Source organism: Pseudomonas sp. TAA207 (genome assembly GCF_001529285.1).
In the GTDB taxonomy this organism is placed as follows: Bacteria; Pseudomonadota; Gammaproteobacteria; order Pseudomonadales; family Pseudomonadaceae; genus Aquipseudomonas; species Aquipseudomonas weihenstephanensis.
The window spans coordinates 69163-93505 of sequence record NZ_LLWJ01000062.1 but is presented as its reverse complement, the minus strand read 5'-3'; the positions used below and the strand labels follow the sequence as shown (position 1 = coordinate 93505).

At 58.1% G+C, this 24343-nt stretch carries 19 protein-coding genes and 1 pseudogene; 9 read left to right on the top strand and 11 right to left on the bottom strand.

Features of this window, described 5'->3' with window-relative positions:
* Window positions 1–8 precede the first annotated feature (8 nt).
* The 8 genes and pseudogenes from AP059_RS08705 to AP059_RS08670 all read right to left on the bottom strand — a co-directional run bounded on the left by AP059_RS08705 (window position 9) and on the right by AP059_RS08670 (window position 7382).
* Entirely contained in the window at window positions 9–974 is a 966-nt protein-coding gene (locus AP059_RS08705; protein WP_059762865.1) for an urease accessory protein UreD, read from the bottom strand.
* Window positions 971–1615, bottom strand: coding sequence for an urease accessory protein UreG (ureG, locus tag AP059_RS08700; protein WP_059762864.1), 645 nt, complete (start codon window positions 1613–1615; stop codon window positions 971–973). The genes AP059_RS08705 and ureG overlap by 4 nt, the downstream gene beginning before the upstream one ends.
* A 71-nt stretch (window positions 1616–1686) precedes the next feature.
* The gene (locus tag AP059_RS08695) at window positions 1687–2373 is read right to left on the bottom strand and encodes an urease accessory protein UreF (protein ID WP_059762863.1); all 687 of its coding nucleotides are present in this window, start codon (window positions 2371–2373) and stop codon (window positions 1687–1689) included.
* A 20-nt stretch (window positions 2374–2393) separates the two neighbouring features.
* Window positions 2394–3074 (bottom strand): hypothetical protein, encoded by a 681-nt coding sequence (ureE, locus tag AP059_RS08690; RefSeq protein ID WP_059762862.1) that lies wholly within the window; start codon window positions 3072–3074, stop codon window positions 2394–2396.
* Between the two features lie 64 nt (window positions 3075–3138).
* On the bottom strand, window positions 3139–4857 hold the full coding sequence (locus AP059_RS08685) for an urease subunit alpha (RefSeq protein WP_059762861.1): 1719 nt from the start codon (window positions 4855–4857) through the stop codon (window positions 3139–3141).
* A 176-nt stretch (window positions 4858–5033) separates the two neighbouring features.
* Window positions 5034–5435 (bottom strand): annotated as a pseudogene (locus AP059_RS23030) (urease subunit beta); the annotation flags it as partial.
* 53 nt (window positions 5436–5488) lie between these two features.
* Window positions 5489–5791 (bottom strand): urease subunit gamma, encoded by a 303-nt coding sequence (locus AP059_RS08675; protein ID WP_059762860.1) that lies wholly within the window; start codon window positions 5789–5791, stop codon window positions 5489–5491.
* Between the two features lie 490 nt (window positions 5792–6281).
* Complete coding sequence (locus AP059_RS08670; protein ID WP_059762909.1) at window positions 6282–7382, bottom strand: FUSC family protein; 1101 nt, start codon at window positions 7380–7382, stop codon at window positions 6282–6284.
* Window positions 7383–7827: 445 nt separating this feature from the next.
* Between AP059_RS08670 and AP059_RS08665 the strand changes: the two genes are divergently transcribed.
* From AP059_RS08665 to AP059_RS08645, 5 genes are all read left to right on the top strand, one after another.
* Window positions 7828–8736 carry a LysR family transcriptional regulator gene (locus tag AP059_RS08665; RefSeq protein ID WP_059762859.1) on the top strand — a complete coding sequence of 303 codons (909 nt, stop codon included), beginning with the start codon at window positions 7828–7830 and terminating at the stop codon, window positions 8734–8736.
* A 171-nt stretch (window positions 8737–8907) separates the two neighbouring features.
* Window positions 8908–10434 (top strand): MFS transporter, encoded by a 1527-nt coding sequence (locus AP059_RS08660; RefSeq protein WP_371260627.1) that lies wholly within the window; start codon window positions 8908–8910, stop codon window positions 10432–10434.
* 20 nt (window positions 10435–10454) lie between these two features.
* Window positions 10455–11519: an HlyD family secretion protein gene (locus tag AP059_RS08655; RefSeq protein WP_059762857.1), complete on the top strand. Its 1065-nt coding sequence runs from the start codon at window positions 10455–10457 to the stop codon at window positions 11517–11519.
* Window positions 11516–12967 carry an efflux transporter outer membrane subunit gene (locus tag AP059_RS08650; protein ID WP_059762856.1) on the top strand — a complete coding sequence of 484 codons (1452 nt, stop codon included), beginning with the start codon at window positions 11516–11518 and terminating at the stop codon, window positions 12965–12967. The genes AP059_RS08655 and AP059_RS08650 overlap by 4 nt, the downstream gene beginning before the upstream one ends.
* A gap of 119 nt (window positions 12968–13086) precedes the next feature.
* The gene (locus AP059_RS08645) at window positions 13087–14406 is read left to right on the top strand and encodes an MFS transporter (protein ID WP_059762855.1); all 1320 of its coding nucleotides are present in this window, start codon (window positions 13087–13089) and stop codon (window positions 14404–14406) included.
* A gap of 32 nt (window positions 14407–14438) precedes the next feature.
* On the opposite strand, the gene AP059_RS08640 is transcribed toward AP059_RS08645, so the two are convergent.
* Both AP059_RS08640 and AP059_RS08635 read right to left on the bottom strand, forming a co-directional pair.
* A complete protein-coding gene (locus AP059_RS08640; protein WP_059762854.1) occupies window positions 14439–15281 on the bottom strand; it encodes a nitrilase family protein in 843 nt (280 codons plus the stop codon).
* Entirely contained in the window at window positions 15278–16711 is a 1434-nt protein-coding gene (locus AP059_RS08635) for a purine-cytosine permease family protein (protein WP_059762853.1), read from the bottom strand. The genes AP059_RS08640 and AP059_RS08635 overlap by 4 nt, the downstream gene beginning before the upstream one ends.
* Window positions 16712–17024: 313 nt before the next feature.
* Here AP059_RS08635 and AP059_RS08630 point away from each other — a divergent pair, with 313 nt between their 5' ends.
* The 4 genes from AP059_RS08630 to AP059_RS08615 all read left to right on the top strand — a co-directional run bounded on the left by AP059_RS08630 (window position 17025) and on the right by AP059_RS08615 (window position 23043).
* A complete protein-coding gene (locus tag AP059_RS08630; protein WP_059762852.1) occupies window positions 17025–18869 on the top strand; it encodes a flavin monoamine oxidase family protein in 1845 nt (614 codons plus the stop codon).
* Between the two features lie 79 nt (window positions 18870–18948).
* Window positions 18949–19443: a sigma-70 family RNA polymerase sigma factor gene (locus AP059_RS08625; protein ID WP_059762851.1), complete on the top strand. Its 495-nt coding sequence runs from the start codon at window positions 18949–18951 to the stop codon at window positions 19441–19443.
* A gap of 58 nt (window positions 19444–19501) precedes the next feature.
* Window positions 19502–20479: a FecR family protein gene (locus tag AP059_RS08620; protein WP_059762850.1), complete on the top strand. Its 978-nt coding sequence runs from the start codon at window positions 19502–19504 to the stop codon at window positions 20477–20479.
* Window positions 20480–20625: 146 nt separating this feature from the next.
* Complete coding sequence (locus AP059_RS08615) at window positions 20626–23043, top strand: TonB-dependent siderophore receptor (protein ID WP_059762908.1); 2418 nt, start codon at window positions 20626–20628, stop codon at window positions 23041–23043.
* 78 nt (window positions 23044–23121) lie between these two features.
* Here the strand turns inward: AP059_RS08615 and AP059_RS08610 are convergent, their stop codons facing one another.
* Entirely contained in the window at window positions 23122–24273 is a 1152-nt protein-coding gene (locus tag AP059_RS08610) for an MFS transporter (protein WP_059762849.1), read from the bottom strand.
* Between the last annotated feature and the right edge of the window lie 70 nt (window positions 24274–24343).

The following is a 24343-nucleotide window of genomic DNA, read 5'->3' as shown; positions in this document are numbered from 1 at the left end:
CCGGCTGTTTAACGCCAAAGGAATTGCGCTGGCAACGTGACGCCCAGAATTTCTTCGCGGGCGATTTTCCAGAACTCACGGATCTGCGCTTTGACCTCGCCGCTGTCATTGCCCAGCACTTTGAAAATCAGCCCGCAGTTATTCGGCAAGCGCGTCACGCCGCTGGCCAGCCCGGCCTTGATGTCGAACAGCGCAGGCACCCGCGCGACAATCCGCTCGTGGTGTTCTTTGGGCGTCAGCAGCACCACGTTGGCGAACACATCGAAGGTCTGCATCACACCAATGGCGTCCAGGCTTTCCTTCTTCGGCTCCAGGATGTACTTCTCGACAAACAGCTCCCGGCCTTCGAGGGTTTGGGCACTGACCCGCGAAGAGTACACATCAAAGCCGAAGCGCTCATCGACATGGTGGTACTTGCGCCCCGACATCAGGATTTCGCAATAAATCGCGGTGGCCGTGGGGTGAATGTTGATCCGCGTGTCGGTGATAAATCGCGCGTTGCGGTGCGGAATCAGCGGGTCCGGCATGAACTCCAGATAGCCGTCTTCCTCGATCTGAAAGTGCTGGATTTGCGAGGCATAGTTGGCATTCATCGAATGCACTTTGGTCGCCGACTGGGTGGTGACATGTGCGCATGCGCCCACCCCCACATTGATGTCGGTGGCCAGACGGTCGCCTTGCAGCACGCAGCCCGAGGTCGAGATCATGGTGACGCAGGGCAGGCCGGGCATTTCTTCGTCCCAGTACAAGGCCCGCTGCACCAGCGACGGTACACGTCGTTCAACGTCGGCCAAAATGCTGCGATCCCCACGCCGCTCAAACCCCAGGCGCAAGTACCCGCTTTTACCGACGGCGCCGCTGTTCATCTGTGGCGGTTCGTTCTGATACTCCGCCAGCTCCGGCGCGTCATTGCCTAATGCGTGAGCGCGAAGCCGTGAAGGGGTGTTCACGATGTTCAGGCTCTGTGAACTCATGCATTGACCTCTTGGGTGGAAGGTTTTTGGGCGAACAGAAACATGTGTTCGATCATGTCCACCAACTCTTCAATGCCCTGGCCGGTCTTGCAGTTCGTCAGGATATAGGGGCGGTTGCCGCGTACCACTTTGGTGTCGCTTTCCATCACATCGAGGCTGGCGCCTACGTATGGCGCGAGGTCGATTTTGTTGATGATCAAAATGTCGGCTTGCACCAGTCCAGGGCCGTTTTTGCGCGGGATTTTTTCACCTTCGGCCACATCGATCACATAGATGTAGAAGTCGGCCAGTGCCGGGCTGAACGTGAGCGTCAGGTTGTCGCCACCGCTTTCAATCATGATCAGGTCGCTGTCGGGGAATTTCTCTTCCATCTCTTCGACAGCCGCGATGTTCATGCTCGGGTCTTCACGCACGGCAGTGTGGGGGCAGGCCCCGGTTTCAACGCCGAGGATTTTGTCTTCGTCCAGGATGCCCTTGAGTGTGCGTTTGACCTGTTTGGCGTCTTCGGTGGTCACGATGTCGTTGGTGATGATCAGCGGCTTGTAACCGCGGTTGATCAGGATTGGGGTGATGACTTCAATGATGGCGGTTTTACCTGAGCCGACCGGGCCGCCAATACCAATACGGGTAATCTTTTTCACAGCACTTGCTCCTAAAAACCAAGATGCAAACCGATACCGCGCAGGCAGGTGCCAGACGGGGCGCATCGGGTTCAGTTCATAAACAGCCGCACGTGGGCTTTGACGTGAACGGCAGCGAGCACGTCGACAATCGGTACATACGACGACATTTGCTCGATATCGCCTGTTTGCGCGATGTCGCAGAAGGCTTCGATGTCGTGGTTGAGTTCAAACAGGATGTGTTGGGTGTCCAGGTGGGTGACCCGCATCAACCGCATTGCGGCGCTGAGAATGGTCATCGCCACCCCGTATTGATGCATCACCACCACCTCGCGCGCGCCGATGCCTTGGGTCGACATCACCACGGCCTGGGTCACGGGGTAGGTGCCTGCGGCGTTGCCGGCCTTGATTTGCTCCAGCCACCAGCGCACCAGCGGTGTCTCGACCACATGGATCGACATTTCGGCGAGTTTTTTGCCCATGCGCGTTGCCATCAGGCGGCTTTCTTCATTCAATTTGCGGTTATGCACCGCCCAATCCGCACGCAAAATACCTTCGCGATCGTCCGCCACAGCGGCGCGATGCGCGGCCACCACCCCTATGCCATCGCAACTGGCAGCCTGTTTCAACGCTGTGTGCACGAAACCTTTAAGCGTCGCTACATCGTGCACGATGCCCGTGTGCACGGCGGACTCCACCCCATTGGAGAAGGTGAACGCACCGACCGGTAATACCGAGTCGCCAAACTGCATGATGCGGATCAGATCTGCTGCCTTCATGGTCACGCCTTTTGCGGTGCTTAATGCTTATGGTCGTGGTGCGCGTGGCCGTGCTCGTGGCTGTGACGATGGCGGATGCCGTCGCCATGGCTGTGCAGGCCTTGAATCTTCACCGCGGCTGCGTCCAGTTTGTCCTGGGGGCTGGCGACATGGACGTGGGTGTCGGTTTCTTCGGCGCCGCCGAACAGCAAGCGTGCTTCGGATGGGGTGAGGTTGGGCAGAATCTCGGCCCCGCCGACAAACGCGTAGGGCAGGTGCTCAAAACCATGGGTGCGCATCACCGAGTCCATCATTTTGGTTTCGACGGTGAGCGGGATGTAGACCTCATTGTTTTTGGTCACGGCTTTCCAGTGCTGGTTGCCCAAGGCGTGACCGAGTTCGAAGCTGGTTTTGATCAGCACATCCATGGGCTGTTTTTTCAGTTCCTTGAGGTCAATCACCATCACATCGCGCAGGTTCAGTTGCACGACCACCGCGGTGCGGCTGGCTTCATCCCACAACAGCACGTCGCCGTCGGCCAAGACCACGTTGCGCTCCAATGAAATGCCCAAATCACGCCCACCTAGACTGGTGCGGCGGCAGCGGCTTTTTTGCGCTTCACGCGGGTCCAGTACCAACAAGTCGATATGGGCGCCTTCGAGGGTGTGTTGCCAGGCGGGGTCTTTCTTGGGGTTGCCCAGAATGTGTTCAATTAAAATCATGTTGCAAACTCCTTCCTTGATCCCCGGCCGTGGCGCACGCATGCACGGGACCGGGACGTCTGCTTTAACCGAAGAAATAACGCTGGTTCATGGTGGCCACATCAATCGGTTTGCACGTGGCATGAACGCCATCGACCTTGACCTCGAAGGTCTCCGGGTTGACCTCGATTTTTGGCGTCTGGTCGTTGCGCACCAGATCCTTCTTGGAAATGGTGCGGCAGTTGCGCACAGCCATGACCTGGCGCTCCAGCCCGGCTTTTTCTTTGACCCCGTCTTCCAATGCCGCTTGCGAAACGAAGGTCACGCAAGTGTCTTGCAGGGATTTGCCGAACGCGCCGAACATCGGTCGGTAGTACACCGGTTGCGGCGTCGGCAGGGAGGCGTTTGGATCCCCCATCGCGGCCCAGTTGATCATCCCGCCCTTGATGACCATTTTTGGTTTGGCACCGAAGAAGCGCGGGTCCCACAGCACCAGGTCGGCCATCTTACCCACCTCGACCGAGCCGAGCACATGGCTGACGCCTTGGGTAATCGCCGGGTTGATGGTTATTTTGGCCACGTAGCGCAGCACGCGGAAGTTGTCGTTGTTGGCGCTGTCTTCCGGCAACTTGCCGCGTGACACTTTCATGGCGTGTGCGGTTTGCATCACCCGTAGCCAGTTTTCACCGACCCGGCCCATCGCCTGGGAGTCGCTGGAAAACATCGAAATCACGCCCATGTCTTGCAGCACGTTCTCGGCCGCAATGGTTTCCGGGCGTACCCGGCTTTCAGCGAACGACACGTCAGCGGGCACGTTCGGGTTGAGGTTGTGACAGACCATGATCATGTCGAACAACTCGGCCTGACTGTTGACGCCGTAGGGCAGGGTCGGGTTGGTGGAGCTGGGCAGCACGTTGAGTTGGCTGGCCACCTTGATGATGTCGGGGGCGTGACCACCGCCTGCGCCTTCGGTGTGGAAGGTGTGAATGGTGCGCCCCTCGAAGGCATCGATGGTGTCTTCGACGTACCCGCATTCGTTGAGGCTGTCGGTGTGCACCGACACTTGAATGTCCATCTCATCAGCGGTGCGCAGGGCGTGGCGCAGGGCGTTGGAGGTGGCGCCCCAGTCCTCGTGAACCTTAAGCCCGGCCACACCGGCGATGATTTGTTCGGCCAGCGGGTCACGCGAGAACGAGTTGCCCTTGCCCAGCATGCCAACGTTGATGGGTAAGCCTTCGAGCGAGCGCAGCATCTGGCGAATGTTCCAGGGGCCTGCGGTCACCGTGGTGCCGTTGGTGCCATCGGTTGGGCCAATGCCCCCGCCAAAGAAGGTGGTGATGCCGTTGGACAGGCCGTGATAGGCCTGCTGTGGTGAGATCAAGTGAATGTGGGTGTCGATCCCGGCCGCCGTCAGGATCAGGTGTTCACCCGAGATGGCATCGGTGCTCACACCCACCACCATGTTATCGGTGACACCGTTCATGATCCCCGGGTTGCCGCTTTTCCCAATCCCGCAGATCTTGCCGTCGCGGATCCCGACGTCGGCTTTGATCACGCCCTGAATCGCGTCGATGATGGTGACGTTGGTAATCACCAGGTCGAGCACCCCGTTGTCGCGGGTCAAATGGTTATTGGCGCCCATTCCGTCACGCAGGGACTTGCCGCCCCCGTACACGGACTCTTCGCCGTAGCCGCGCAAGTCTTTTTCGATTTCAACGAACAGGTTGGTATCACCCAGGCGGATTTTGTCGCCCGTGGTCGGGCCAAACAGCCCGGCGTATTCTTTGCGTGAAATAGTTGGCATCAGGGGCTCCTTTCTCATGCGTCGCGCGCGTCGAGGGTGCAACGGTGCGAGGCAGAATATGAAATGCGCGCTTAATTGGCAGGCTTGGAAAACTTGAAGCCGCGATCGGCTGCGCGCTGAATCGCCTGCAATTTTTCCGGGCGCTCATGACCGCTGACCGTGCTGTCGGGCGCCCAGCCATCCACCAGGTTGTTGAAGCCGTACAGGGTTTGTTTACCGCCGTAAGGGATCAGCGGCACTTCAATTTCGTCGCCCGGCTCAAACCGGATGGCCGTGGTGGCGGTGATGTTCAAACGCTTGCCGAACGCTGCCGCGCGGTCGAATTCAAGGGCGCGATTGACTTCGAAAAAGTGAAAATGCGAACCCACTTGAATCGGGCGATCACCGGTATTACGCACTTTGACTTGGGTGACCGGGCGGTCCTCGTTAAACGTAATGGGCGCGCTGGCGTAAATGCAGCCGCCCAACGGCACGTTGTCTTCGCTGCCTTTGGAGACGCCACCGGGGTTTTTGGCGTGGGGGATTTTGTGGTCGGGGTGCGTGTCCTGATGCGGTGAGGCGGTTTTTTTACTGCTCATGACGGAGTCCTCAAACGGGTGTGTTTGGCGTTAACCGGCTGGACTGCGCGCCGTTATTTGATCGGGTCGTGCACCGTGACCAGGCGACTGCCATCGGTAAAAATCGCTTCTACCTGAACGTTTGGAATGAGGTCACTCACGCCTTCCATGACGTCATCTTTAGTTAATACTTTGCTGGCTTCGGTCATGACATCTTCAACCGACTTGCCATCGCGGGCACCTTCCAGGGCGGTAACGGTAATAATTGAAACTGCTTCAGGGAAGTTCAACTTCAAGCCGCGCGCCTTGCGTCGAAGTGCCACGTCCGACAAGGTGTAAATCATTAACTTATCGATTTCTCTCGGGGTGAGCTGCATAGGCCCTCCTGGTAACAGTGCACTTAAAGTTTACGTTTCATCGCCCGTGTGAGTTTGAAACTTACGGCCTTACACTCACGCGGCGCTGTGCATGTTTAGCGATAGACGGGCATTGATGTGCCCTGTGACTCTTTTGGTTTATGCCATGTTAAACGGGCGCGATCAGAGCGTAGACGATAAATTCCAGGCGGCGAGTGTCGCGATCAGTGTGGGTGAAGTGTGCCGGGCAAGGCTTGACGAAAGGCGTGAAACTGATCTCTCACCTGAAAATAAATAAAAACAATATGTTATGTGAATTATTTAATCCGGCTTGGTGGGGGTGGGCGGTCTTGTTGAACGATTTCGAACCGTATGAGCCGCCCAATTATTCATCTTCAGTGCTCTAAATCGTCTTTTATAGTAGGAACAATCCTAAGAAAAAGACCTGATTCATATCGGATTTCGATTCTTTGGGTGTACAGGAATCGTTGTTGCAGGGCCTGTTGGATTACTAGCTGTCTGGCTGTTGTGGGTTTTTTTTGAACACGTGTTTATGGCTCGGGTGGAACAGCGCGGTGTGCAGTTGATCATTCAATGCCGTCAACTGTCTGAGCATTTCAAGGCTTAACCAGACATAAGCATAAAAGGGCGTTTCAATCTCTTTGCCCTCAATACTCTTAAGTGCAAGTTCACGTAAGGCATGGCTGCTTTTACGCAGTTCATGGCTGATCTCATTGTTAGGAATGCCCATGACTAACTTGTTTTGCAAGGATTGAAGGGCCAGTGGAATCAACCGATTGAGATCACTTAAGACGGGTTCATTCTTGATTAATAAATGATGGTCGCGAGAGGACCAGTACGCCTCAATCATCAGACTCAGCGTGGCTAATACGGTGCGGTGAAGGTTTTGCAGTGCGTTGAATACCTCAGGCTTCAAGTGGCTCTCGTTACTGGCCGCGCCGGTATAACTGCGTAGTTTGACCACCGTGTCCAGCTCTTCTTTAAGTTGCTCATCGAGGTCGGGGCGCTCTGGCACACGCGGTGAAAAGTAGGCCTCGTACAGGCTATTGAGCGTGCCCATGCTTTGACTGAACTTGATGCGCCAATCGGTATAGGCCCTTTGCGGATAAATACGGGTGTACGCAAGCGCTAGCAGGGAGCCTGCCAGCACGTAGGCGCTGCGCAAAACAGCGGCCTGCATGTCGTTGGGGGCTGAACAACTGACCACGGCAAGTGTCGCGCCAATCAGCAATGCCATGTACGGATGCTTGCCCAGTGTCAGGTAGCCGCACGCAAACATTACGGCCCCACACCACAGCAACATGGCGGGAAATGAATGCATTTCCAGGTACAACGCCACCAGGCCCGAGAGCGCGCCAATCACCGTGCCACCGGTACGCTGCACTGCGCGCGCGAACACGTTGCCCCAATACGGCAGCGGGCCCATCACGATCAGCATGGTAATCAGAGCCCACGAAGCATCATCGAGCTTGAAATAGCGGATGGCGGCAAAGGTAATCAGAAAGGACAGGCTGATGCGTGTCGCATGAATCCAGCGGTAATAGCGATAGGCCAACTGTTCCAGGGTCGAGATCTTCTTGCCCAGTTGCATGGTGGCCCCCATCGCTGCTGTAAACAGGTGTGGCAGCGTAGTTCAAGGGCGCACTGTCCTCCACATCCCGCCACGATTTGCCGGACGAAATCGAGGTGTCCCTGATGGCGTCAGGAACAGGCGGATGCAGGCGTTGAATTCAAAGAGGGGGGATGCGATGGCGCAATAAAAAAGGCCATTACCTTCATGGGGATCCGGTAATGGCCAAAAATCTCAACCAAAGAGAGCGTCAGGACTGACCTGACGGAGGCGAATGTATCAATCAGCCACTTAGTTAGCTAGCTAAGCAGGTGTGAAACAGTTTTACCCTGCGCGCAACAATGGTGCGTTTTTGATTCTCTGTTTTGAAAGCGCCTGCTTCGCTGAGCCGGGTATCGAAAGACTCAGGTCGGTTCAAGACCTTTGAACTGTTCACCTGAAGGGTTAAACGCTACCCTTCGGCCCCATGCATATACCTGACATGAATCTATTGGTTGCCCTCAACGTCCTGCTTGAAGAAGGCTCGGTGGTGGGCGCTGCCCGGCGCATGAACCTCAGCGCTCCGGCCATGAGCCGTACGTTGACGCGTATCCGCGAAGCGCTCAATGACCCGATTCTGGTGCGCTCCGGTCGTGGGCTGGTGCCCACGCCGCGCGCCCTAGAGTTGCGTGAGCAAGTGCGCGGGGTGGTGGAGCTGGCGCACGGCGTTTTTACCCAAAGTCAGGACAGTGATCTGAGCCAACTGGACCGCACGTTCAGCATTCGCGCCAATGATGTGTTTTTCGGCATTTACGGCGGGGCCTTGCGTCAGCAAATGGCGCTGGAGATGCCCAATGCTGCACTGCGCGTGGTGCCCGAAGGCTTTACGGATGATGAGGCGCTGAACGAGGGACGTATTGATCTGGCGATCAGTGCCACCCATCACTTCAGTGCCGATATCAAGGTGCAGCAGCTGTTTAGTTGCCCCTTTGTAGGGCTTGCCCGTGAAGGACATCCGATTTTTCAGCAGGCCATGACCCCGCAACGGTTCGCGGGCTTCGACCATATCAGCGTGTCGCGCCGGGGTCGTGCCCGTGGGCCGATTGATGCAGTGCTGGCTGAACTGGACCTGGAGCGCCGGGTGCTCTTTACCACGCCCACGTTCTACTCGGCGATTTTTGCGTTGGCCGACTCGGACCTGATTTTGCCGTTGATGCCGCAACTGTTGCTCAGGACCCTTGAACCGTTGGGTTTGAAGCTCAAGGCATTTGAACTGCCAATTGCGTTGCAACCGGTTGAAATCTGCCAGGCCTGGCACCCGCGCCTCGATAACGACCATGCGCATCGCTGGTTGCGACGCACCTTAAAAACCCTCTGCGACAACGCGTCGGTTTAAGCGCCGCCAGTCGATTGCGTTTGGTGCAATCCACAGTTGTCGATATATCAATTTTTATAGCTATCAGCGCTGATTAAACTTTTCGTCATCTTGTAAGGCGACGGAGTCAGCGATGTGTGGGCGTTATAGCTGTGGGCGTGATCTCGCGCCGAGAGTGGGGCAGTGACTGCGTTGACGGTCGGTGCGCAGGCGATCACCACGCCCGCACCAGCGCCCGCTGGCAGTGCAGCCTTTGGGTTGCGGATTTTTACCGGGCTGGTAGGCGTGTTGCTGGCGGTGCTGGTCGCAGGCTTTAACGAGAATGTGACCAAGGTCGCGATGCCGGACATTCGTGGTGCGATGGGCATCGGCTATGACGAAAGTACGTGGCTGCTGGCGGTGTATTCAGCCACCTCGATCAGTGCGATGGCCTTTGCCCCGTGGTGCGCGGCGACATTTTCACTGCGCCGTTTCACCCTCTGCGCCATCGGTGCATTTTTATTGCTGGGTCTGTTGTGCCCGTTCGCCCCCAATGTCGATGTATTGATGCTGCTGCGCACCTTGCAAGGCTTTGCCGGGGGCGCACTGCCGCCCATGTTGATGTCCGTGGCGTTGCGTTTTTTGCCCCCGGGAATTCGGCTTTATGGGCTGGGCAGTTACGCACTGACCGCCACCTTTGGCCCCAGCTTCGGCACGCCGCTGTCGGCGTGGTGGGTGGAATATGCCGGATGGCAGTGGGCGTTCTGGCAAATTATTCCGCTGAGTCTTTTAGCGATGGGGTGCGTGGCCTGGGGCCTGCCGCAAGACCCGTTGCGTCTGGAACGTTTCAAGCAGTTTGACTGGCGCGGGCTGTTGCTGGGGTTGCCGGGGCTGATCATGTTGGTTCTGGGGCTGGAACTGGGTCAGCGCCTGAACTGGTTTGAGTCGTCGATGATCCGCATTTTTATCGTCGCAGGCCTGGCGCTGCTGGTGCTGTTTTTTATCAACGAGTGGTCGCATCCGCTGCCGTTCTTCAAATTGCAATTGCTCAAGAATCGCAACCTGACACATGCCCTGATCACGTTGGGTGGGGTGCTGTTTGTGTTGCTGGCGTTGATCAAGATCCCCTCGGCTTACCTGGCGCAAATTCAGGGTTATCGGCCACTGCAAACCGCTCCGATGATGCTGTTGGTGGCTTTGCCGCAGTTGATTGCGCTGCCTTTGGTCGTCGCCTTGTGCAACCTGCGGCGAGTCGATTGCCGCTGGGTGTTGGCGGTTGGGCTGGCCTTGCTGGCGCTGGCGTGTGGCTTGGGGTCGCAGGTGACCTCGGTCTGGAGCCGGGAAAACTTTTATGTGCTGCAAGCGATTCAAATCATCGCTCAACCAATGGCCGTGATTCCGTTGCTGATGCTGGCCACGGGCAGCTTGCACCCCGCTGAGGGACCCTTTGCCTCGGCCTGGTTCAACACAGTCAAAGGCTTTTCGGCAATGGCGGCGGGCAGCGTGCTGCAAGTGGTGACGCTAAATCGCGAGCATTTCCATTCGACGATGCTGGTGGACCGTGCGGGCAACTCACCGCTGGTGAGTGGCGATGCGGATTTGGCGCACCGCATCCATCAACAGGCGATGGTGCTGAGCTCCTCGGACTTGTACCTGTGCATGGCCGGTTTGGCTGTGTTGTTGATCGTATTAATCCCTTTTGGCCCGACGCGGATTTACCCGCCACGGGCGCCGAGCTGAATCTGTAGTGGAGCAATGACATGAGTACAACGCACGGGCGCAAGCCCTGGCTGATAGCCGCACTGGGCCTGTTGAGCGTCCTGGTGCTGTATGGACTGTGGCGTCTGGTGTTCGCGGCCTCGCCGGTGCAAAGCACCAATGACGCCTTTGTCAGCGCTGACTTCACCTTGGTCGCGCCCAAAGTGGCAGGTTTCATTGACGAGGTGCTGGTGCAGGACAACCAGGCGGTCAAGGCGGGCCAGTTACTGGCCCGTATCGACCCCCAAGACTATGAAACGCAAGTGCAAGCAGCCACTGCCGGCGTGGCCACGGCGCAGGCGCAGCAGGCCAATGCATTGGCCATGATGGAACGCCAGCGTTCCCTGATCGAGCAGGCCAGTGCCACGGTGGACGCCGACCTTGCGCAGGTGGAGTTCGCCGCCCATGAGTTACAGCGCTATGAGCACCTGGCCGGGCAGGGCGCGGGTACGTTGCAAAACTCGCAGCAGGCCAAAAACCGCTCGCAAACCGCTCGCGCCTTGCTGGCTCAGCACAAGGCCGCGCTGGAAGCTGCGCGTCAGCAAACCCGTGTGCTGGTGGCGCAACACACGGCCGCTCAAGCGTCGGTGCAGCACGCCCAAGCCTTGTTGGCCCGCGCCGAGCTGGATTTGTCGCACACCCGGTTGTTGGCGCCGTTTGACGGCATCGTCGGGCGCCGTAGCTTGCGGCTGGGGGCCTATGTCAAACCCGGCGACACAGTGATGGCGGTGGTGCCGTTGGCGCAGGCTTATGTAGTGGCCAATTTCCTTGAACATCAATTGACCCATATGCGCCCTGGTCAGCGGGTCACGATCCACGTCGACACCTTCCCCGGCGAAACCCTGTACGGCACCGTGGACAGCATTGCGCCTGCCACGGGCGTGACGTTCGCCGCCATCGCGCCGGACAACGCCACCGGTAACTTCACCAAAGTGGCGCAGCGGGTGCCGGTCAAGATCAGTCTGGATCACGACCAGCCCCTGGCTTATCAACTGCGCTTGGGCATGTCGGTGGACGCGGCTATCGATACGGCGTCGGACCAGCCGCAACAGGTGAGCGCGCGATGAAACACACTGCATGGGCCTGCGCAGTGGTCGGTTACTGCGCGTTAAACCTGAGTGGATGCGTGCTGGGGCCGGACTTTAAAACCCCGAATCCACCGCTTGCCCCGCACTGGGCAGCCACCCCGAGTGAACCCGGCCACAGCGCAGCGGTGGAAACACCGGTCGATACACAGTGGTGGCAGCGCTTTGGTGATGCGCAGCTCTCGGCCCTGGTCGGCGAGGCGCAACGTAACAACTTCGACCTGCAACGGGCGGCCAGCCGACTGGAGCAAAGCCTGGCACTGCGGCGTCAGATCACCGCCGACACGTTGCCCGCTGTCGACGCAGGGCTGGACTACAGTCGCAGCCGCAACAGCCGGCACGGTTTGAATGACCCCTCGGGACGCAGCGGCAAGCAGGCCTTCAACCTGTGGAAGGGCGGGCTGGGTTTCAGTTGGGAAGCTGACCTGTGGGGCCGGGTCAAACGTTCGGTGGAGGCCGCCGATGCGTCGGTACGCATGGCCGAGGAAGATCGACACGGCGTGCAGCTGTTGGTCATTCAACAGACGGCACAGCATTACATCCAGTTGCGCGGCACCCAGCAGGCGCTAGCGGTGGTGGAGCAGAACCTGAACATTGCCCGGCGCACGCTGGCGTTGACGCAGTTGCAAGTGCAGGAAGGCGTGGCCACCGACCTGCAAGTGTCTGAAGCGGCCGCGCAAGTCGCTGAAATGCAGGCACGGCTGGCGCCCTTGCAGCAAAGCAGCGCGCAATTGATCAACGCCCTGAGCCTGTTGCTGGGCAGGGAGCCGCGTGCCTTGCAGGCGCAATTGGCGACACCGGCGCAGGTGCCGTCTTATCAAGCGCCAGTGCCCATCGGGTTACCCAGCGAACTGGCGCAGCGGCGCCCGGACATACGCCGTGCCGAGGCACAATTGCACGCAGCGACCGCTGCCATCGGCGTGGCCAAGGCGGACTTTTATCCGCGCATCACGTTGTCTGGCAGCCTCGGATTGCAGGCCATGCAGCTGTCGGACCTGGGCAGTTGGGGGGCGCGCAGCTTTGCGTTTGGGCCTGGCCTGAGCGTGCCGCTCTTTGAAGGCGGACGCTTAAAAGGCGCTTTGCAGTTGCAAGAAGGGCGACAACAGGAAGCGGGCATCGGCTATCAGCAAACCGTGCTGCGGGCCTGGCACGAAGTGGACGATGCGCTGGTGGCGTATCAGGCCAGCCAGCGGCGTCGTGACAGCCTTGCGCAAGCGGTGCGCCACAGCCAGCGCGCGCTCGACAGCGTGCACCAGCAATACGCGCAGGGCACCGTGGATTTCCTGAACGTCATGACGGTGCAAAACGCACTGCTGGCCAACGAAGCTGCGTGGGTGGACAGCACGGTTGCAGTGTCGTTGTCGCTGGTTGACGTGTATGCCGCGCTGGGTGGCGGCTGGGAGGCTGGATCGGTCAATGCACGGCGCTGATGCAGCAAGCAACTGCATCACAGGTTGAGGGACTGAAGCGCGGGGGCGCAGATTTGCTATGCTCGCGCCCCTGATCGCTGCGTCTGCTGAGGCGTGTCCTTTTAATATTGAGCGTATTTATGCCTGCTGATACTCAACCCTGCGGGGTGCGCTTTTCCCGTTCTGACTACCGAACCTTGGGATTGGCGGCTTTGGGCGGGGCGTTGGAAATCTACGATTTCATCATTTTCGTGTTTTTCGCCCTGACCCTCAGTCAGTTGTTTTTCCCGCCGGACATGCCTGAGTGGCTGCGCTTGTTGCAAAGCTTTGGCATCTTCGTCACCGGTTATCTGGCGCGGCCGCTGGGCGGGATTTTGATGGCGCACTTTGCTGACCATTTGGGCCGCAAGCGAGTCTTCAGCCTGAGTATTTTAATGATGGCGCTCCCGTGTTTGCTGATCGGGATCATGCCCACCTACGAAGACATCGGCTACTTCGCGCCCTTGATTCTGTTGGCCCTGCGCATCCTGCAAGGTGCAGCAGTCGGTGGCGAGGTGCCCAGCGCCTGGGTGTTTGTGGCCGAGCACGCACCGGCGGGGCGTCGCGGGTATGCACTGGGCTTTTTGCAGGCCGGATTAACCTTTGGTTACTTGCTGGGTGCGTTGACTGCCACGGTGTTGGCGCAGTTGTTTACCCCGGAGCAAATCCTCGATTACGCATGGCGTTATCCGTTTTTGCTGGGCGGCGTGTTTGGTGTGATAGGTGTGTGGCTGCGCCGCTGGCTGAGCGAAACCCCTGTGTTTTTGGCGTTGCGCGAGCGCACAGAGGGCCGGGCCGAGTTCCCGTTGCGTACCGTGCTGCGCGATCATCGCAGTGCTTTGCTGCCGGCCGCGTTGCTGACCTGTGTGTTGACCAGTGCCGTGGTGGTGTTTGTGGTGATTACTCCCACCGTGATGCAGCAGCGGTTCGGGATGGACGCCAGCCACACGTTCGCCCTGAGCAGCCTGGGTATTGTGTTCTTGAACCTGGGCTGCGTGTTGGCCGGGCTGATCGTCGACCGCATAGGCGTGTGGCGCAGTATTGTGCTGTACAGCCTGTTGCTGCCGCTGGGCATTGGCCTGCTTTACGCCAGCCTGGTCGGGCAGTGGGCGCTGCCGGGGCTGGCGTACGCTTTTGCCGGCTTAACCTGCGGCATTGTCGGCGTGGTGCCGTCGGTGATGGTGGGGCTGTTCCCGGCACCGATCCGGGTTTCGGGGATTTCGTTTACCTACAACATCGCTTATGCGCTGTGGGCCAGCACCACACCGCTGCTGCTGATCGCGCTGATGCCGTGGAGCCCGTGGGTGTGCGTGGTGTTTTGTGCGTTGATGGGCATGGTCGGGCTGCTCACCGCCCGCCGGTTCGGCTTTGCGCGGGGCAATCATGTCGAGCGGCGCCTGGTGGCCAAGGTGGACCTGTAGTGCAGGTTTACGCTTAGAGAAAACCTTAGCGCTCAGGCCCGCCGAGCGCTGTCATACAGATCAGTGCGGCGATCCGCATGAACATGGTTCAACGCACTGATGCGTTTATGGCGGGCTTGCTTCAAGTCAAGGGTGGCCAGAATCATTGCTGGTCCGTTTGACGGTGTTTCCAGTGGTCCGGCCAATGGATAACCGTCGGCATCCACGATCACCGATCCGCCCACCCAGTCCACATTACGTTCTGTGCCCGTACGGTCGCAGGCCGCGATAAACATCCGGTTGACAGCTGCGTTGGCCTGAACCCTGACCACTTCGCAAGGCCGCTCTGAGACGGGGCGCGGGCTGGCTGGCCAGTTGACGGGCGCACAAAGCAGTTCGGCTCCCGCCAACGCTGGCAAGCGAACCCACTCCGGAAACTCCAGATCAAAACAGATCATCATGCCAATCAGCCCAAAACGGGTCTGTACCACGGGAGGCGGCTCATTACCTGGCGTGAAGATGTGTTTTTCCTGGTCCCACAGGTGCGCTTTGCGATAGATCGCCTGTACGCCGCTTACGTCAATGAGTGCCGCGCTGTTACTCACCCGGGTGCTATCCAATCGCTCGCAAAAACCGGCCACGATGACAATGTCCAGCGCCCTGGCAGCCTCGCACCAGGCCGATACCGTCGCGCCGGTGGCTGTTTTTGCAAGGTTCAGCGCGTGTGCGTGATCGGTGAATACATAGCCGCTTTGCATCAACTCTGGCAAGACGATGACCTGTGCCCCTTGGCGGGCTGCGTTGTGTATGGCCTGCAAGGAAATTTCACGATTATGTGCAACATCACCCACTCTAGGTGCCAATTGACAGCATGCGACCACGGTGTGTGGGGTCATTTCATTTGCTCCTCAAGCAGGCAGTCGCTGTGGTCGATAAAGGGTGTTTCCAGTGTTGAGTCCAGCGTGCGGGTCATGCTCCAGTAGACCGTGCTGGCGACCAGTAAGCCGATGAAAAAAGCCACGTCAGCCCCACCCAGCGCCTGAACAGCAGGCCCTTGGTAAAAGTCGAGTGACATGAAGGGAACCATTGCGATCAGTGCCGTGCAGTAGGCCACCAGGCCGGCTTTATTCCACAGGCCGTAGATACCCGACGGATTGAATATTTCACTGATGGCGTATCGGCCTTTGCGCACACCATAAAAATCGACCAAGTTAACGGCTGTCCAGGGTACGAGCAAATACAGCATCAGCAATACGAAGGTGTTGAAGCTACTGAGGTAACTCGACGGAATCGACAGGGTTATCAGAAACACGGCAGTAGAAATGATCAGAATGCCCGCGACGCGCACTTTGAGGCTCGGCCTGACCTTGCGAAATCCGTCGATGGCACTGAGGCTGGTGAGCATGGCGCCATAACAGTTGATGGCCATAATGCCGATCAGTGACGGTACTGCTATCAGGATCGTAAAGGTGCCAAGGCCGGGGTAGAAGTGGTTGCCGACTTCGCGCACGCTGCCAATGGCATCCGGGACCGGCAGGGCAGAGGCGAGAAATGCACCCAGCGACATCAGCCATAGTGCAGAGCCTGCGGCACCCAGATAGGTCCAGAACACCACCTTGCCCGTCGGGGTGTCATGGGGCAGATAGCGCGAGTAATCGGACACATACACGGCATAACTGATTTGGTAACCGGCTGCGGCAGAGAGCTGGATCAGAAATGCGCTCCATGAAAAATGGGCGTTTGCCAAGGCTGCATCCATTTGCAATGTCATCAATGCACTGACAGTCAGCACCCCGAACACTGAAATCATCACGTATGTCAGCCAGCGTTGCACGGTGTGCAAAAGATCATGCCCGATGATCGCCAGCAGCACGGCGACCAGAATCAGTAACAGATACCAAGGGGCGCGCACGCCGGGCAGTACGGTATTGATGGCATCGGTGGCAAGGATAACGTTGAACACATTGAAGCCAATGTAAACAAACACAACCGCTGCGAAGGGGACGATAGCGCCACGCAGACCGAATTGCGCTCGCGACTGGATCATTTGTGGCAGGCCCATGCGTGGCCCCTGATTGGCATGCAAGGCCATGAAAAAGGTCCCGAAACCGACACCCAATACAATGGCCAGTATTGAATAAAGTGCGCCCATGCCCAACGCAGGTCCGGTGAAGCCGGTGACCATAGTGGTCAACACGAAATTGCCTGTGAACCAGAATGGCGCTTGATGCCACACCTTGCCGTGGCGCTCGCTGCGCGGCACATAATCAATGGAGCGAACTTCAATTTTTGGGCGCGCAGGGGCAGTCGGGTTGTCAAGGCTCATTGGGCATCCTCATCTTTTGTTATAGGTCTTTTTGCGGCTCGCACACAGCCGCTGTCGTCGACGTTGCGTGATGTCGGGGCAGTGTTATTCATGGGTCTAAATATGAGAATAAGACATGACAAATAATTACTTTATGGATTTCTAAACTTTGACGTTTGCCTGTCTATGGTGACGGATTGCCGCTGGTCGATATATAGGGGTTTTCTACTTGTCGCGTGGGTTAATTTGGACTGGACTTGTTTCAGGTGGCTGTTTTGGCTGCTCGCATAGTGTTTATGCCAAAGGAATGTCATGGAATGTATGGAGTGCAGTCATGTCGTCGATCCCTTCGCGTTCGCTTAAATCCCCGCATCTGGCCAATAAAAATGTCACGGCTTTGATTCCGGATTTCCCATTTCACTACGGTCAATATCTCGATGATGCGCAGGCTCAAGCCAGGCCTTTATGCCAGATTGATCCGCTGTTGCACGGCACAAAAACGGTCCTGGTTGTAGGGGCTGGCGTGTGTGGGATGGTCGCAGCCTATGAATTAATGAAAATGGGCCTGCATCCGGTTGTTGTCGAGGCCACTGACAGAATTGGCGGGCGTTTGTATTCAGTGCTGCAAGGTGATCCTGCAAATCCGGACAAGCAGGTGATCTGTGAACTGGGGGCCATGCGCTTTCCTGCATCCGGAAAGGCCCTGTTTCATTATTTCAACAAAGTTGGAATGAACCTCAATTCGGCGCCTTTTCCAAATCCCGGTTCTGATGCAGCCGTCAGTACTGTGGTTGATTTCAAGGGCACAACCAACTACTACGAAAATCAGAGTGAGGCCTTTCCCAAACCCGCTGAATACGTGCAGCTTGAAACTGAGTTTTTTGAAAATTTTGTGGGAGGAGAACCTTTTAACTTCGAAAAAATTGAAGCCGCCATGACGGAAGGGACAATTGATCAGGCCCTTATAAAACAGTTGTGGAATGGCCTGCTTAAATTAGCGGATGGCAGAAGTTGGGATGATGTAAGTTTTTATGCTGCTTTGTTACAAGAGTCTGGGTGGAGCAAACAGGATATTGATTTGTTTGGACAAATCGGTTTCGGTACAGGCGGCTGGAATACCAATTATCCCAATAGCATTCTTGAATTGTTGCGCGTGCTTTACACCGGGCTGGATGCTGATCACGCGTTAATGTATGACGGCTCTTCAACCCTGCCGCAAAAACTGTGGTCAAGCACCGCGCGTGACCTTGGGGATGCGTGCGTTGAATGGGCGAACGACAAAAGCGTTGAATCGCTAAGCAAAGCCGTGTTGGCAACCCCCTTCAACCAAGAGGTTCGGGATATAAAGCGTGAGGCTGATGGCGGTTTTTCGGTATTGATTCAAGACAACTCAACTGACGGGCAAGCGGACTGGCACCCCTTTGATTTTGTCGTCTATACACCTCATGTGCGGATACTGGACAAGATGCGCTACGCCAATACCCCGCAGAGTTTGAATCCTGAGCTGGCCTTGCTTCCTGCTGAAACCTGGGAAGCGATCATGAACACCCATTACATGCAATCCGCAAAAATTTTTGCAGCCACGACCTCAGCGTTCTGGAACGAAACACCCCCCGAGGGAAGCCCGCGCAAGATGAGTGTCACGCTGTCAGACCGTTTGACACGTGGCACTTACCTTGTGGATTACGGCGATAGCCGCGGCAAGCATAGGGGCAGTGGCATCTATTTGTCCTACACGTGGAATGATGACGCGTTGAAGTTTCTCGGCGACAGGGCATCGTTGTCGCACGCTCAATTGTGTACCACGTTGCTTGAGAATATTTACCCTGACATCAAGCTGGGTGAGCATTTCAGCACGAGCAATGCCTTTATCGAATACAACTGGGAAGACCAGCCTTTCCATTTGGGTGCTTTCAAGATGAACCTGCCGGGTCACTATGAATACCAGCGGCGCATTTTTTCCCAGTTTATGACGGGCGTTGCGCAGGGCAATCCTGATGGGTTTGTGTTGGCTGGCGATGATGTTTCATGGACGGGTGGCTGGGCCGAGGGAGCGGTGAGCAGTGCCATCAACGCGGTTAACAAAATCGCGGTATGTCTGGGCGGCGGGAGTTATGCGCAAGCCCCAGGTCCTGTCGAGTCGTGGGAGGCGTTAAAACCCATTGATTTGAACAACTGATGTTAGCGGGGCGTCACAGTGATTGCTGGCTTTAATAGGAAGCATTACTATTCGCGCCCCGCCTTCATAGCCCAGAGCAATGACGCATAAACCGCCCCGTCGAACGGGCTTTTTTGACCATTACGAAGAGTTGATTGGCACCTGGACCCGCCGCCTGCGCAATCGCCAGCAGGCGCAGGACCTGGCCCATGACACCTTCGTGCGCGTGCTCGAATCCGACTCGGATGCAGTCGAGCAGCCGCGTGCCTATTTACACCAGACCGCCCGCAATATCGCGGTCGATGGTTTTCGCCGTGAAGAGCTACGCGACGCCAAGGAGCAGGCAGCCGTTCCCCCAAGTTCGTCCGAAGCGGGCGACCCGGAGCAGTACATGCGCGCTATCCAGTTGGCTGAGTCGGTTGAACGGGCATTGCTGGAGCTGCCACTCAATTGCCGCAAGGTTTTCGTCTGGCAGAAGATTGAAGGCTTGACCCAGGCCGAGATTGCCGAGCGCCTGGGGTTGAGCAAGAACATGGTGGAAAAGTATATGATCCGCACCCTGCGCCATCTGCGTGAACGCGTGGAGGCTCCGTGAAGAGGTCAGGTTGCCAGACACGCTTGAACGGTTTACCGCCAGCACCCGTAAGGATTCCATGATGGATACCCGTGACCGTAGCTGTGACAGCGCAAGCGTGCGTGACGCCGCCGCCACCTGGTTTGCGCGTGCTCAAGGGCAGGCCATGAGTGCCGCGCAGCAGCTGGAATTGGCCGCATGGCGGGCGCAGCACCCCAGCCATGAAGCGGAATACCAATGGCTGCTGACCCTATGGTCGGCCACCGACGTATTGCCCAAGGCGCGCTTGCAGGCGTTATGTGAGCCGCCCGCAACGCCGCTCAAACGTCGTTCGGTGTTGCGTTACGGGCTGGCGGCCAGCCTGGTTGCCATCGCCGCAGGCGCCGGGGTATGGGGCTATCAGCACACATCGGCGGGGTATCAAGCCCAATTCGCGACCGCCCTTGGCGAGCGGCGCAGCGTGACGTTGCCCGATGGCACACACCTTGAGCTCAATAGCCGCAGCCGCTTGCGCGTCAACTTTGAACGTCGCCAGCGCCATGTTGAGCTGGAGCAGGGGGAGGCCATGTTCAGTGTGGCCCACGACAGCGATCGACCTTTTGTCGTGCAGGCCGGGCCGGGGCAAGTAACGGTCACCGGTACGCGCTTTGATGTACGCCTTGAGGGTGATCAAACCCAAGTGGTCGTCGAGTCGGGCCATGTGCAGGTGCAAGGGGCTGACGCCAACACGCAGGTCAATTTGACGGCGGGTCTGGGCACCTACGTCACGGCGCAAGGGCAGGTGGCAGCGGCGTATGCGGTGAATGCCCAGGCGCTGACCGCCTGGCGCAAAGGGCAGTTGGTGTTTGACGATGCCACCCTGCAAGAAGTGGCGGCCCAGGTATCGCGCTATCGCCAGAAGCCGTTACGTGTGAGCAACCCGGCGCTGGCGCAATTGCGCCTGTCGAGTGTGTTCAAAGTGGATGACACCGATGCGCTGCTCAGCGCCTTGCCCAAAATTCTGCCGGTGGTTATCCAGACCCACGCCGATGGCAGTCAGGAAATAATTGCGCGATAGATTCAGGTTTTTTTCGAGTTCTTCGTCTTCTTGAACAACTGAGACTGGTTTGCATTAACAGTCGCACTCAAGATGCGATCAATAGGGCAAGACTCGACGTGAAAAACAATAATTTCCGTGGACGATTTTCTTCGTTCCACTCAGCTCTGAGTACTCCACTTTCCTCCCCCCGAGCGCGGTGGCTGCCCTTGGCGCTGGCCCTGGCGGTCAGTGCAGCGGTGCCTGCCGCGTTTGCCAATGAGTCTGCGTCGAGCGCCATTCACATTCAGGCCCAACCGTTGGGCGCAGCCTTGAGCCAGTTGGCACAACAGACCGCCTTGCAAGTGTTTTTCAGCCCACAGCTGGTGGCTGGCAAACACGCACCGGCGGTCAACGGCAACTTGTCACCTGAACAGGCACTGAGCGAGTTGCTGCAAGGCAGTGGCCTGAGTTACGAGTTGAGCGGCGATGCGGTGACGCTGCGCGAAGCGCCTGTGAGCAGCGCATCAGTAGGCAGCGGCACACTGGAACTGGCACCGCTGGACGTAAAAGTGGTGGGTAACTGGCTGGGCGATGCTAACGAATCGGTGGTGCAAAACCATCCGGGTGCGCGCACCGTGGTACGCCGCGAAGCGATGGTCGAGCAGGGCGCAATGAATGTGCGCGATGTGCTCAAAGGCATTCCCGGCGTGCAGGTGCAAGATTCCAACGGCACCGGTGGCAGCGATATTTCCTTGAACGTGGGGGTGCGCGGCCTCACCTCGCGCTTGTCGCCGCGCTCCACGGTATTGATTGACGGCATTCCGGCAGCGTTCGCGCCCTACGGTCAGCCGCAGTTGTCGATGGCACCGATCTCGGCGGGCAATCTGGACAGCATTGATGTGGTGCGCGGCGCCGGTTCGGTGCGTTACGGGCCGCAGAACGTGGGTGGTGTGATCAACTTTGTGACTCGCGCCATTCCCGAGACGTTCCAGGGTGAAGTCGGCACCACGCTTGAAACCTCCGAGCGCGGCGGTTGGAAGCACATGGAAACGGCCTTTTTGGGCGGCACGGCAGACAACGGCATCGGTGCCGCGCTGTTGTACTCCGGCGTCAAGGGCGATGGTTACCGCGCGCGCAACAATGACAACGACATTGACGACGTGTTGCTCAAAACCCACTGGGCCCCGACCGATCAAGACGATTTCAGTCTCAATTTTCACTATTACGATGCGACCGCTGACATGCCCGGCGGTCTGACGCGCAAGCAGTTTGATGCCGACCCGTATCAGTCAGTGCGCGACTATGACGGTTTCAGCGGACGGCGCAAGGACGTGTCCTTCAAGTACCTGCGACAGATTGACGATCAGACCCAGTTTGAAGTGCTGACCTATTACACCGACAGTTTTCGTGGCAGCAACATTGCCTCGCGCAACCTTGAAACGCTGGCCTCGTATCCGCGCAACTATCACACCTACGGCATCGAACCGCGGCTGTCCCATGTGTTTACGCTGGGGCCGGTTACGCAGGAGGTCGGAGTCGGTTATCGCTACCTCAAAGAAGCCATGCACGAGCAGGCCAGCCAACTTCAGTTGGTCAACAATGTGCCCGTGGTGGGGCCAAAAGGCGACGGACATGTGTATCAGGACCGTACCGGTGGCACGGAGGCTAACTCGTTCTACATCGACGACAAAATTGATGTAGGCAACTGGACCGTGACCCCCGGCATTCGCTTTGAGCGCATCAGTACGCAATGGCACGACCGCCCGGTGCTGGACGCCAAAGGCAAGCCGGTGCAGGAAAAGAACCGCAGCATCGACAGCAACGAAGCGTTACCGGCGTTGAGCGTGATGTACCACCTCTCGGACGCCTGGAAGCTCTTTGCCAACTACGAAACCTCGTTTGGCAGCTTGCAGTATTTCCAGTTGGGGCAGGGCGGCACCGGCGATCAGACCGCCGCCGGTTTGCGACCTGAAAAAGCCAAGACCTATGAGTTGGGCACGCGCTATGACAATGGCGTGTGGGGCGGTGAAGTCACGTTGTTCTACATCGACTTTGCCGATGAACTGCAATACATCAGCAACGACATCGGCTGGACCAACCTGGGCGCGACCAAACACCAAGGGCTGGAAACCTCGATTCACTATGATTTGGCGAGCCTGGACCCGCGCCTTGACGGCTTGACGGCCAATGCAGGTTTTACCTACACCAAGGCCACTTCTGAAGGCGACATTTTGAACTTCAAAGGCCGTGACTTGCCGTTGTATTCGCGCCAGGTGGTCAACCTGGGGCTGCGTTACGCGGTCAATCGCTGGACCTACAACGTGGACATGTTTGCCCAGTCCAAACAGCGCGCACCGGGAACGGGCGGGGTGTACATCACTGAGCCGACCGCAGATGGCCAGTACGGCGACATTCATGGTTATGCAACGTGGACCACGCGCGTGGGCTATGACTTCGGGCCAGAAGCGTCAAACCTGAAAGTCGGAGCGGGGATCAAAAACCTGTTCAATCAGGAGTACTTCACCCGTTCCAGCGACAACAACTCAGGGCTGTATCTGGGTGAACCGCGTACGTTCTTCGTGCAGGCCAGCGTCGGGTTTTAACCCGCCGAGTGCCTGGCAGCGCAGGCGCTGACGAACCGTGCGCGGCAGCGATCGTCAGCGCCTACGGGGAATGTGCAGTTAAACCCGCAAAATGCGTCCGCTGATGGCCACGGCCACCAGCAGGGCGGTGATCAACAGGAACGCGGCACTCAAGCTGCTGGCATGCGCGATAAAGCCGATAGCGGCCGGGCCTGCCAGAATGCCTGCGTAACCCAGGGTAGTGATGGCCGGCACGGCAATGTGCTCGGGCATCACGGTTTGCTTGCCCACGGCGGAGTACAGCACCGGCACAATGTTTGAGCATCCCACCCCGACCAGTGCATAACCGAGCAGCGCCACTTCCCAGCCCGGTGCCAGCGTGGCCAGTCCCATCCCCAGCGCGGCGAATAATCCGCCCATCACAATCACGCGTGTCGGCCCCAGGCGCTTGACCACCGTGTCACCGAACAAGCGTCCGGCAGTCATGGTCAAGGCAAACGCCGCGTAGCCAAGCCCGGCATAGGCATCGCCCATGCTTTTTTCAGTGGTTAAAAACACCGCGCTCCAGTCGAGCATCGCGCCTTCGGCCAAAAACACGATAAAGCACAGTGCACCGATAAACAGCACCACGCCGTGGGGGATGGCAAAGGCCGGGCCGCTGCTTTCACTGCCATAAGGCAGCAGGTGCGGGGCGGCTTTGGCCAGCGCGCCGAGGATGAGCACAATCACCACTGCAATCGCCCACAGTGGCGACAAACCCAGCGCGAGCAAAGCACTGACCCCCGCAGCACCGGCAATCCCGCCGACACTGAACAGGCCATGAAAGCCCGACATCATGTTGCGCCCACTGGCGCGCTCGACGATCACGGCTTGCAGGTTGACGGTGGAATCGACCACCCCCAGCCCGGCACCAAAAATAAACAGTGTGGCAATCAATAAGGGAATACTGCTGGCGGTGGCCAGCAGCGGCAAGGCCAGACAAATCAGCAGCGTGCCGCCAATGGTGACTTTGCGACAGCCAAACCGCGTGGCCAGCAGGCCCGCGATCGGCATCGCCAGAATCGAGCCTGCGCCCAGGCACAACAGCAACAGCCCAAGCGTGGCCTCATCCAGCCCGGCACGGGCTTTGGCATAAGGCACCAACGGTGCCCAGGCGGCCAGACCGAACCCGGCAATAAAGAAGGCAATGCGGGTCGATACCTGTTCGAGCCGGCCCGGCACAAAGGGCTTTTGGGTGTTGGCGGCAGTCATGGGCTTCCTTGTCGTTCGAGGGTGCTGTACGCGGTGATGTTCGAAGAGAATGACTCTCTGTAGTCGCTGC

Bases quoted from the DNA above. Each gene is read 5' to 3' on its own strand.
- AP059_RS08685 (WP_059762861.1), bottom strand. From the start codon at position 4,857: ATGCCAACTATTTCACGCAAAGAATACGCCGGGCTGTTTGGCCCGACC.
- AP059_RS08640 (WP_059762854.1), bottom strand. From the start codon at position 15,281: ATGACCCCACACACCGTGGTCGCATGCTGTCAATTGGCACCTAGAGTG.
- AP059_RS08630 (WP_059762852.1), top strand. From the start codon at position 17,025: ATGTCGTCGATCCCTTCGCGTTCGCTTAAATCCCCGCATCTGGCCAAT.
- AP059_RS08695 (WP_059762863.1), bottom strand. From the start codon at position 2,373: ATGAAGGCAGCAGATCTGATCCGCATCATGCAGTTTGGCGACTCGGTA.
- AP059_RS08645 (WP_059762855.1), top strand. From the start codon at position 13,087: ATGCCTGCTGATACTCAACCCTGCGGGGTGCGCTTTTCCCGTTCTGAC.
- ureE (WP_059762862.1), bottom strand. From the start codon at position 3,074: ATGATTTTAATTGAACACATTCTGGGCAACCCCAAGAAAGACCCCGCC.
- AP059_RS08670 (WP_059762909.1), bottom strand. From the start codon at position 7,382: ATGCAACTGGGCAAGAAGATCTCGACCCTGGAACAGTTGGCCTATCGC.
- AP059_RS08705 (WP_059762865.1), bottom strand. From the start codon at position 974: ATGAGTTCACAGAGCCTGAACATCGTGAACACCCCTTCACGGCTTCGC.
- AP059_RS08625 (WP_059762851.1), top strand. From the start codon at position 18,949: ATGACGCATAAACCGCCCCGTCGAACGGGCTTTTTTGACCATTACGAA.
- AP059_RS08655 (WP_059762857.1), top strand. From the start codon at position 10,455: ATGAGTACAACGCACGGGCGCAAGCCCTGGCTGATAGCCGCACTGGGC.
- AP059_RS08620 (WP_059762850.1), top strand. From the start codon at position 19,502: ATGATGGATACCCGTGACCGTAGCTGTGACAGCGCAAGCGTGCGTGAC.
- AP059_RS08675 (WP_059762860.1), bottom strand. From the start codon at position 5,791: ATGCAGCTCACCCCGAGAGAAATCGATAAGTTAATGATTTACACCTTG.
- AP059_RS08665 (WP_059762859.1), top strand. From the start codon at position 7,828: ATGCATATACCTGACATGAATCTATTGGTTGCCCTCAACGTCCTGCTT.
- AP059_RS08650 (WP_059762856.1), top strand. From the start codon at position 11,516: ATGAAACACACTGCATGGGCCTGCGCAGTGGTCGGTTACTGCGCGTTA.
- AP059_RS08635 (WP_059762853.1), bottom strand. From the start codon at position 16,711: ATGAGCCTTGACAACCCGACTGCCCCTGCGCGCCCAAAAATTGAAGTT.
- AP059_RS08610 (WP_059762849.1), bottom strand. From the start codon at position 24,273: ATGACTGCCGCCAACACCCAAAAGCCCTTTGTGCCGGGCCGGCTCGAA.